We start from the raw sequence: 10,718 nt of genomic DNA on the forward strand, positions 1-10,718 counted from the left end.
TACTGCAGGGGGGACCCTGTGGGAGAGTAGGACGCCGCCGAACAATTATTCCGGGAAAGCCCCGTACCGCAAGGTACGGGGCTTTTCTGCGTTTAGGCGCCGATATCTGGGCAAAGCTGACCTGCTGAGCCCACAGTGACCGGGCCGCAATTATCTTGCGATGCTTGCGCTAGTCTTGCGTGTATGACGCGACGACTTGCTCAGGTGGCCAAGAAGGTGGGTGTCAGCGAGGCCACGGTCAGCCGGGTTCTCAATGGCAAGCCCGGTGTCTCGGATGCGACCCGCCGGTCCGTGCTGACTGCGCTGGACGTCCTGGGCTACGAACGGCCCACGCAACTGCGTGGTGAGCGTGCGCGCCTGGTGGGACTCGTACTGCCTGAGCTGCAGAACCCGATCTTTCCCGCTTTCGCGGAGGTGATCGGCGGAGCGCTTGCGCAACAGGGGCTGACTCCTGTGCTCTGTACGCAGACCAAGGGCGGGGTCTCGGAGGCGGACTACGTGGATCTGCTCCTTCAGCAGCAGGTCTCCGGGGTCGTTTTCGCCGGCGGGTTGTTCGCCCAGGCGGACGCGCCTCACGACCACTACCGGCAGCTGGCCGAGCGGAACATCCCTGTCGTTCTGATCAACGCCCCCATTGAGGGGCTGGACTTCCCTTGCGTTTCCTGTGACGACGCCGTGGCCGTCGAGCAGGCGTGGCGTCATCTGGCGTCTCTCGGTCACGAGAGGATCGGACTGGTTCTCGGACCCGCGGACCACGTTCCGTCCCGCCGGAAGTGGGAAGCCGCTCGGGTCGCGGCGAAGGCCGCCGGGCGGGAGTTGTCGGAGGAATTCGTCGAGCGGTCGATGTTCTCGCTCGAGGGAGGGCAGTTGGCTGCCGCGCGTCTCCTGGAGCGCGGGGTGACGGGCATCGTCTGTGCGAGCGATCCTCTCGCGCTGGGGGCGATCAGGGCCGCGCGTCGGCGCGGACTCTCCGTTCCTTCGGACGTCTCGGTCGTCGGATTCGACGACTCGGCCTTCATGAACTGCACCGAGCCGCCGCTGTCGACCGTGCGGCAGCCCATCGAGGCGATGGGCCGGGCCGCGGTCGAGCTGTTGTGCGCGCAGATCCAGGGCTCTCATATCCACTCGGGCGAGCTTCTTTTCGAGCCGGAGCTCGTCGTCCGGGGCTCCACGGCACAGCCGCCCGCCGCCCAGTAGTCGACATCTTTCTGTGTATCAGGTGAGTATTGCGCAGGCCGCCGGCCTGCCCGCCCGTAGGTGGCCTGCGTAAGTCCTTCGAGTCCTGACCGACTCGCGACCCCTCCCAGGGGTCTTTTTGCATTTCAGGCCCCTTGTCGCCGGCTCGACGCGTCCTCTCTGCGGCTGTCGCCGCCCCGGGCTCCTGCCATGCCGCAACGCAGCCCTCAACTCTCCTTGCCTGTCACGCCCGTTGACAAAGTAGTCACCTGGTAGAAACCTGTCACCTCGGCAGCGCAAAAGATTGACTGAATCACTCAAAAGTTCTGGAAGGCGCTGCCATCCCCCCAAGCCATGTCAGGTACATGGCGCCCGAAGCATGGAAGCTAGAGGCAATCATGAGAGGTAAACACCACGGCTGGCGGTTGATCGCCGGCGCGGTGACTGCCGGGCTGATCGCGGTCGGGCTGCTGCCCGTCACCGCGCACGCGGCGGAGGGGCCCAACCTGGCTCTCGGCAAGTCCGCGACCGCGGGCAGCGCCCATGGCGCGTACCCGGCAGGCAACGTCACCGACGGAAGTCAGCAGTCGTACTGGGAAGGGACCGCGGGGTCCTTCCCGCAGTGGGTCCAGGTCGACCTGGGCGGCAGCGTCAGTGCGGACAGGGTGGCACTGAAGCTTCCGACCGGGTGGGAGAAGCGCAGCCAGACCCTCACGGTTCAGGGCAGTACCAACGGCACCGCGTTCAACACGCTTGCCGCGTCGAGTGCCCGAGCCTTCGATCCGGCCGGGGCGAACACGGTGAGCATCGCGTTCACGGAGGCTACGGTTCGGTTCGTGCGGGTGCAGATCAGTGCCAACACGGGGTGGAACGCGGCCCAGTTGTCCGAGCTGGAGGTGTACGGGGAGGACGACGGAGGTCCGGTCGATCCCCCGGTGAACGGCTCGAACCTGGCGCGTAACAAGCCGATCGAGGCCACGTCGGCGACACAGAACTTCGTCGCCGCCAACGCCAATGACGACAACGTGGCCACCTACTGGGAGTCCGCCGGCTATCCGTCGAGCCTGACGGTGAAGCTGGGATCCAACGCTGATGTCGAGGCCGTGGTGGTGAAGCTGAACCCCGCTCAGGAGTGGGGGGTGCGCACCCAGTCCCTTCAGGTGCTCGGGCGTGAGCAGTCGGCCTCCGCTTTCACCTCGCTCAAGGCGCGGGCCGACTACACGTTCAGCCCCTCTGCGGGGCAGAACACCGTCACGATCCCGGTGACGGGGAAGTATGCCGACCTCCGGCTCACGTTCTTCTCCAACACCGGCGCCCCCGGCGCCCAGGTCGCGGAGTTCCAGGTCGTGGGTGTGGCCGCGCCCAACCCCGACCTCACCGTCACCGACCTGACCTGGACCCCGGCCGGCCCGTCCGAGACGGACAACGTCACGGTGAACGCCACCGTGCGTAACGCGGGGACCGCCCCGGCGCCTGCGACCACGGTCAACGTCAGCCTGGAGGGAGCGGTGGCGGGCTCCGCCGCCGTGCCCGCGCTCGCGGCCGGAGCCTCTGCCGCTGTTCCGGTCTCGGTGGGCAAGCGCCCGCAGGGCTCGTACACCGTCTCGGTGGTGGTCGATCCGACCGATACCGTCGTGGAGCAGGACAACAGCAACAACAGCCGGACGGCGGCGGAGAAGCTGGTCGTCGGGCAGAGTCCTGGGCCTGATCTGCGGGTCACCGGTATCGCCTCCAACCCGGCCGCTCCGGCGGTCGGCGCCTCGGTGAGCTTCACCGTCGCGGTGCACAACCGCGGCACCACCGCGGTGAGCGCGGGCACGGTCACCCGCCTCGCCGTGGGCGGCACCACTCTCAACGGCGCCACGGGTCAGATCGCCGCAGGGGCGACTGTCCAGGTACCGATCAGTGGCAGCTGGACGGCTGCCAGCGGTGGCGCCACTCTCACCGCCACGGCCGATGCGACCGGCACGGTCGCCGAGACCAGCGAGACCAACAACACCTTCTCCCGCTCCATCGTCGTGGGGCGCGGCGCGGCTGTGCCGTACACCGAGTACGAGGCGGAGGACGCCCAGTACAGCGGGACCCTGCTGCAGTCCGACGCCAAGCGGACCTTCGGTCACACCAACTTCGCCACCGAGTCGTCGGGCCGTGAGTCGGTCCGGCTGAACTCGGACGGTCAGTACGTCGAGTTCACGTCGACGAGTCCGTCGAACTCGATCGTCGTACGCAACTCCATTCCGGACGCGGCCGGTGGCGGCGGACGGGAGGCCACCATCAGCCTGTACGCGAACGGTCAGTTCGTGCGCAAGCTTGACCTGTCCTCCAAGCACAGCTGGCTGTACGGCTCCACCGACAGCCCGGAGGGTCTGACGAACACCCCGGGTGGTGACGCCCGCCGGCTCTTCGACGAGTCCCACGCGCTGCTCGCCCAGACCTACCCGGCCGGTACGAAGTTCCGGCTTCAGCGCGACGCGGGCGACAACGCCGCCTTCTACGTCATCGACCTGATCGACCTGGAGCAGGTCGTACCGGCGGCTGCCCAGCCCGCGGGATGCGTCTCCATCGCCACCTTCGGTGCCGTGCCCAACGACGGCATCGACGACACGGACGCCATCCAGCGCGCGGTGACGGCGGACCAGAAGGGCGAGATCGACTGCGTGTGGATCCCGGCCGGCCAGTGGCGGCAGGAGAAGAAGATCCTGACCGACGACCCGCTGAACCGCGGTGAGTTCAACCAGGTGGGCATCCGTGATGTCACCATCCGGGGCGCCGGGATGTGGCACTCGCAGCTCTACACCCTGACCCCGCCGCACCAGGCGGGCGGCATCAACCATCCGCACGAGGGCAACTTCGGCTTCGACATCGACCACAACACGCAGATCTCCGACATCGCGATCTTCGGTTCGGGCACGATCCGCGGGGGCGACGGCAACGCCGAGGGCGGTGTCGGTCTCAACGGGCGGTTCGGCAAGGGCACCAAGATCAGCAACGTGTGGATCGAGCACGCGAACGTCGGTGTGTGGGCCGGCCGGGACTACACGAACATCCCCGAGCTGTGGGGTCCGGGGGACGGCGTGGAGTTCACCGGGATGCGGGTCCGCAACACGTACGCCGACGGCATCAACTTCGCCAACGGCACGCGCAACTCGACCGTCTACAACTCGTCCTTCCGCAACACCGGGGACGACGCGCTCGCCGTCTGGTCCAGCAAGTACGTGAAGGACACGTCGGTGGACATCGGCCACGACAACCACTTCCGCAACAACACGATCCAGCTGCCCTGGCGTGCCAACGGCATCGCGGTCTACGGCGGTTACGGCAACACCATCGAGAACAACATCATCTCCGACACCATGAACTACCCGGGGATCATGCTGGCCACGGACCACGACCCGCTGCCCTTCACCGGGCAGACCCTCATCGCCAACAACGCACTCCACCGCACCGGCGGCGCGTTCTGGAACGAGGACCAGGAGTTCGGCGCCATCACGCTCTTCGCGCAGGCGCAGGGCATTCCGGGCGTCACCATCCGGGACACCGACATCCTCGACTCGACGTACGACGGTATCCAGTTCAAGACCGGTGGCGGCGAGATGGCGGACGTGAAGATCACGAACGTACGCATCGACAAGTCGAACAACGGCTCCGGAATCCTCGCGATGAGCGGTGCCCGGGGCAGCGCGACCCTGACGGACGTCACGATTACCAACTCGGCCGACGGCGACGTCTTCCGCGAGCCCGGATCGCAGTTCGTCATCAACGGGACCGGCTGACATGTCGCGCCCAGGGACACATTTCCTCCTTGTACGCATCCGACCGAGCCGAGGACAGATGAGAATCCGGAACTGGAGATCGCGGAGCATGAGCGCCGTGATCGCGACGAGCCTTCTGGCGCTGGGCGGTCCGTTGATGACCGCCCATGCGGCCGGCGGGCCCAATATCGCGCTGGGCGACGCGGCGGCGGCGAGCAGCGCCGCCGCCGGGTACGGCGCGGCGAGCATCACCGACGGGAACCAGGGCTCGTACTGGCAGAGCAGCGGCAGTGCACTCCCGCAGTGGGCGCAGGCCGATCTGGGCGCCACGACCCGTGTCGACGAGGTGGTGCTGAAGCTGCCCGCGGGCTGGGAGAGCCGTAGCCAGACGCTCTCCGTGCAGGGCAGCGCGGACGGCACCAGCTTCGCCACCCTGAAGAACTCCGCCGCGTACAGCTTCGCGCCGGGCACCGCCAACACCGTGACGGTCTCCTTCCCGGCGACGCAGGCACGGTTCGTACGGGTGAACATCACCGCCAACACCGGCTGGCAGGCGGCCCAGCTGTCGGAGCTGGAGGTGCACGCGGCGGACGGGAGTTCGGCGAATCTGGCGGCCGGGCGGGCGCTCACCGCGAGCAGCCACACCGAGGTGTACAACGCCGCCCAGGCGAACGACGGCAACCGTGCCACGTACTGGGAGAGCGGCAACAACGCCTTTCCCCAGTGGCTGCGGGCGGATCTCGGCTCCTCCGTGCGCGTCGACCGTGTCGTCCTGCGGCTGCCGGACACCTGGGAGGCCCGAAGCCAGACCCTGAAGATCCAGGGCAGTGCGAACGGTACGGACTTCACCGATCTGACCGCCTCCCGGGCGTACACCTTCGACGAGGCGAGCGGCCGGTCGGCGACGATCACCTTCGACGCGACGACCACTCGTTACGTCCGGGTCCTGGTCACCGCCAACAGTGTGCAGCCCGCCGCGCAGATATCGGAGTTCGAGGTCTACGGGCCGACGGGCGGCGACACGCAGGCGCCGACCGCTCCGGCCGGACTCGCGTACACCGAGCCCGCGAGCGGACAGGTCAAGCTGGTGTGGAACGCCTCCACGGACAACACGGCCGTCACCGGCTACGAGATCTACGCCAACAACACGCTCCGGGGCAGTGTCGCCGGGAACGTGACCACCTACACCGACACCCAGCCGGCCTCCGCGACGGTCACCTATTACGTGCGGGCCAAGGACGCGGCGGGCAACAAGTCCGGCAACAGCAACTCCGTGACCCGTAACGGCAGTGGTGGCGGCGGTTCGAACCTCGCCGTCGGCAAGCCGGTCACGGCCTCCTCCACGATCCACACCTTCGTCGCGGAGAACGCCAACGACAACGACACGGCCACCTACTGGGAGGGCGCGGGCGGCAGTTACCCGAACACCCTCACCGTGAAGCTGGGCGCGAACGCCGACGTCGAAAACCTGGTCCTCAAGCTCAACCCGTCCGCTTCCTGGGCGGCCCGTAACCAGACCATCGAGGTCCTGGGCCGCGAGCAGAACGCCTCGGGGTTCACGAGTCTGGTCGCCGCGAAGAGCTACACCTTCGACCCGGCGAGCGGTAACAGCGTCACGGTGCCCGTCTCCGGACGGGTCGCCGACGTGCAGCTGAAGTTCACCGCCAACTCCGGGTCGTCGGCCGGTCAGGTCGGCGAGTTCCAGGTGGTCGGCGTCGCGGCGCCCAACCCGGATCTGGAGGTCACCGGCCTGACGGCGTCGCCCGCGGCGCCCGTCGAGTCGGACCCGATCACGGTGAGCGCAACTGTCCGCAACAGTGGTCCTTCCGCGGCTCCTGCGAGCGCCGTGGCCCTGCGGCTCGGCGGCACCAAGGTCGCCACGGCCCAGGTCGGGGCGCTGGCAGCCGGGGCGCAGACCACGGTCAGTGCGTCCATCGGGGCGCGCGACGCCGGGTCGTACCAGCTGAGCGCGGTCGCCGACGAGGCGAACGCGGTCGTCGAGCAGAACGAGTCCAACAACACCTTCACCAGCCCCACCGCGCTGGTGGTGAAGCCCGTCGCGAGCTCGGACCTGGTCGCCGCCTCGGTGACGACCTCGCCGTCGAGCCCGGCGGCCGGTGACACCGTCACCTTCAAGGTGGCGGTGAAGAATCAGGGGACCGTGGCGAGCGCATCGGGGAGCCACGGCGTGACGCTGGCCCTCGTCGACTCCAAGGGTGCGACGGTCAAGACCCTGACGGGCGCGCACAGCGGTGCCATCGCCGCCGGTGCGTCGGCCAACGTCGACCTCGGTCCGTGGACGGCCGCCAACGGCTCGTACACCGTCAGGGTCGTCCTCGCCGACGACGCCAACGAGCTGCCGGTGAAGCGGGAGAACAACACCTCCACGCAGCCGCTGTTCGTGGGCCGCGGCGCCAGCATGCCGTACGACATGTACGAGGCGGAGGACGGTACGGCAGGCGGCGGCGCCCAGGTGGTGGGCCCCAACCGGACGGTGGGTGACGTCGCGGGCGAGGCCTCGGGCCGCAAGGCCGTGACCCTGGACGCGACGGGTGAGTACGTCGAGTTCACCACCCGCGCCTCCACGAACACCCTGGTCACCCGCTTCTCGATCCCGGACGCGGCGGGCGGCGGCGGCATCGACTCCACGATCAACGTCTACGTCGACGGGGTGCTGAAGAAGGCGCTCCCGCTGACGTCGAAGTACGCCTGGCTGTACGGCGCCGAGGCCGCGCCCGGCAACTCCCCGGGTTCGGGCGCACCGCGTCATATCTACGACGAGGCGCACATCATGCTCGGGGAGACCGTCGCCGCGGGCAGCAGGATCCGGCTGCAGAAGGACGCGGCGAACACCTCCACGTACGCGATCGACTTCGTGAACCTGGAGCAGGTCGCGCCGGTCGCCAACCCGGACCCGGCCGCCTACACGGTGCCCGCGGGATTCACGCACCAGGACGTGCAGAACGCGCTCGACAAGGTCCGGATGGACACGACGGGCAAGCTGGTGGGTGTCTTCCTGCCGCCGGGCGACTATCAGACGGCGAGCAAGTTCCAGGTGTACGGCAAGGCCGTCAAGGTGGCGGGCGCCGGGCCCTGGTACACCAAGTTCCACGCGCCCTCGACGCAGGACAACACCGATGTGGGCTTCCGTGCGGACGGTACGGCGAAGGGCTCGTCGTTCTCCGGCTTCGCCTACTTCGGCAACTACACATCGCGTATCGACGGTCCGGGCAAGGTGTTCGACTTCGCCAACGTCTCCGACATCACCATCGACAACATCTGGAACGAGCACATGGTGTGCCTCTACTGGGGCGCGAACACCGACGGGATCACGATCAAGAACTCCCGTATCCGCAACATGTTCGCCGATGGCGTCAACATGACCAACGGGTCGACGGACAACCTCGTGGCCAACAACGACGCGCGGGCGACGGGCGACGACAGCTTCGCGCTGTTCTCGGCGATCGACGCCGGTGGCGCCGACATGAAGAACAACGTCTACGAGAACCTGACCTCAACGCTGACCTGGCGGGCGGCGGGTGTCGCCGTCTACGGCGGTTACAACAACACCTTCCGCAACATCCACATCGCCGACACGCTCGTCTACGCGGGGATCACGATCTCCTCGCTGGACTTCGGGTACCCGATGAACGGCTTCGGGGCCGATCCCACGAACTTCGAGAACATCTCGATCGTCCGGGCGGGCGGCCACTTCTGGGGCTCCCAGACCTTCCCCGGCATCTGGGTCTTCTCGGCCTCGAAGGTCTTCCAGGGGATCAGGGTGAACAACGTCGACATCGTTGATCCCACGTACAGCGGGGTCATGTTCCAGACGAACTACGTCGGCGGACAGCCGCAGTTCCCGATCAAGGACACCGTCTTCAGCGACATCTCGATCACCGGTGCCCGCAAGAGCGGGGACGCGTACGACGCGAAGTCCGGCTTCGGTCTCTGGGCGAACGAGATGCCCGAGTCCGGTCAGGGGCCGGCCGTGGGTGAGGTGACGTTCAACGGGCTCGAACTGAACAACAACGCCGTGGACGTCCGTAACACCACTTCCACCTTCAAGATCAACATCAACCCGTAACCGCCCGCGCCGGGCGCTCCGTAAGGCCAGGTCAGCGCAAGCCGTTCGTGAGGCTTGCGCTGACCTGTCATGCGTTCCGGGGCGTCCCCGGAGCCTCGCCGTGGAGCGCCGGCGTCCGCTGCTGAACAACCTCTGTCAAACAATTACGAAATCAGCGCGAGATATTGCGTTCACTTGTCGACGGTGGTTGAGTGTGCGACGCCCCACAACGCATCGGCGGTGGGGCCACTCCACGTACATGCCCGAAGGGGACCACCCATGAGAAGTGCCCGCTTCCGCCGTACCCGCCGCGCCAGCGCGGTCGCCCTCGTCTCCGCGCTCACGCTGACCGCGCTCGCCGCCTGCGGCACGAGCAGCGACAACGGAAGTGGTGGAACCGACGGTGGCGGGTCCTCCGACCCCGCGGCGCCACTGGACCCGAAGACCAAGGTGACGCTGACCATCGACTGCATGCCGCCCGCGGCGAAGGCGGCCGAGCTCAAGGAGTGGAAGGAGGACGTCGCCGAGTTCAACAAGACGTACCCCAACGTCACCATCGAGGGCCGCTCCACCCCGGGTCAGTGTCTGGAGCCGCCGCGCTTCACCGCGATGCTCAAGGCCAAGTCGCAGCCGGACGTCTTCTACACGTACTTCACCGACCTGCCGCAGGTCCTGGACAACAACGGCGCGGCCGACATCACCGCGTACGTCAACGACAAGAGCGTGCCGCTGCTGAAGGACATCGACCCGAACGTCCTGAACTCGCTCAAGCAGGACGGCAAGCTCTACGGCCTGCCCACCAGCAACTACACGATGGGCCTGCTGATCAACCGCAAGCTCTTCACCGATGCCGGACTGAACCCGGACGCCCCGCCGCGTACGTGGGAAGAGGTCCGTACGGCGGCCAAGAAGATCGCAGGACTGGGCAAGGGCGTCGCGGGCTTCGGCGAGTACAGCGCGGGCAACACGGGCGGCTGGCACTTCACCGCGCAGATGTACAGCGTCGGTGGTGAGGTCGTCGACGCGAGCGGCACGAAGGCCGCCTTCAACAACGACCTCGGCAAGCAGGTCGCCGAGAACCTCCACGCCATGCGCTGGGAGGACGACTCCATGGGCAAGACGCAGCTGCTCAAGTGGGGTGACCTGCAGAAGCAGATCGCCACCGACAAGCTGGGCATGTTCCTCGCCGCGCCCGACGACATCGCGTACATGGTCCAGCAGCTCGGCGCGAAGTACGAGAACTTCGGTATGGGGCCGATCCCCGGCGAGAAGAGCACCCTGGCCGGCGGCAACAACTACATGGTCAAGCAGGGGATATCCGGCGACAAGATCAAGGCCGCCGTCGCCTGGCTCAACTTCAAGAACCTCACGGTCGGCGAGGGACAGTTCAACTGGCCCCGCACCAAGGCCGACAAGCTGCCCGTCGGTGTTCCGCAGCCCAACTTCTGGCTGAACGAGTCCAAGACCAAGGACGACGCCGCACGCATCGAGAACGCCACGATGCCGGTCGCCAACTTCAAGACCTTCATGGACAACCCCGTCGTGGGCAAGGCCGAGCCGCCGAAGGCCCAGGAGGTCTACAAGGTCCTCGACAACGTGATGTCGGGAATCCTCACCAACAAGGACGCCGACGTCGACAAGCTGCTCGCCACCGCCGAGGCGCAGGTCAACCAGGTCCTCGCCAACCAGTGACCGTTACCCGGCGGGGGGGGGGCCCCCCCCCC

General features: G+C 67.3%; 4 protein-coding genes. All 4 read left to right on the forward strand.

Annotated elements, in window-relative coordinates:
* The first annotated feature begins 183 nt into the window (after positions 1-183).
* On the forward strand, positions 184-1,197 hold the full coding sequence (locus ACWGO0_RS36880) for a LacI family DNA-binding transcriptional regulator (RefSeq protein WP_453544818.1): 1,014 nt from the start codon (positions 184-186) through the stop codon (positions 1,195-1,197).
* A gap of 377 nt (positions 1,198-1,574) precedes the next feature.
* Positions 1,575-4,949 carry a CARDB domain-containing protein gene (locus ACWGO0_RS36885; RefSeq protein ID WP_453544820.1) on the forward strand — a complete coding sequence of 1,125 codons (3,375 nt, stop codon included), beginning with the start codon at positions 1,575-1,577 and terminating at the stop codon, positions 4,947-4,949.
* Positions 4,950-5,007: 58 nt separating this feature from the next.
* Positions 5,008-9,015 (forward strand): discoidin domain-containing protein, encoded by a 4,008-nt coding sequence (locus ACWGO0_RS36890; RefSeq protein ID WP_453544821.1) that lies wholly within the window; start codon positions 5,008-5,010, stop codon positions 9,013-9,015.
* Between the two features lie 258 nt (positions 9,016-9,273).
* Complete coding sequence (locus tag ACWGO0_RS36895) at positions 9,274-10,686, forward strand: extracellular solute-binding protein (RefSeq protein WP_453544822.1); 1,413 nt, start codon at positions 9,274-9,276, stop codon at positions 10,684-10,686.
* Positions 10,687-10,718 lie beyond the last annotated feature (32 nt).

Source organism: Streptomyces sp. NPDC055749 (assembly GCF_053617235.1).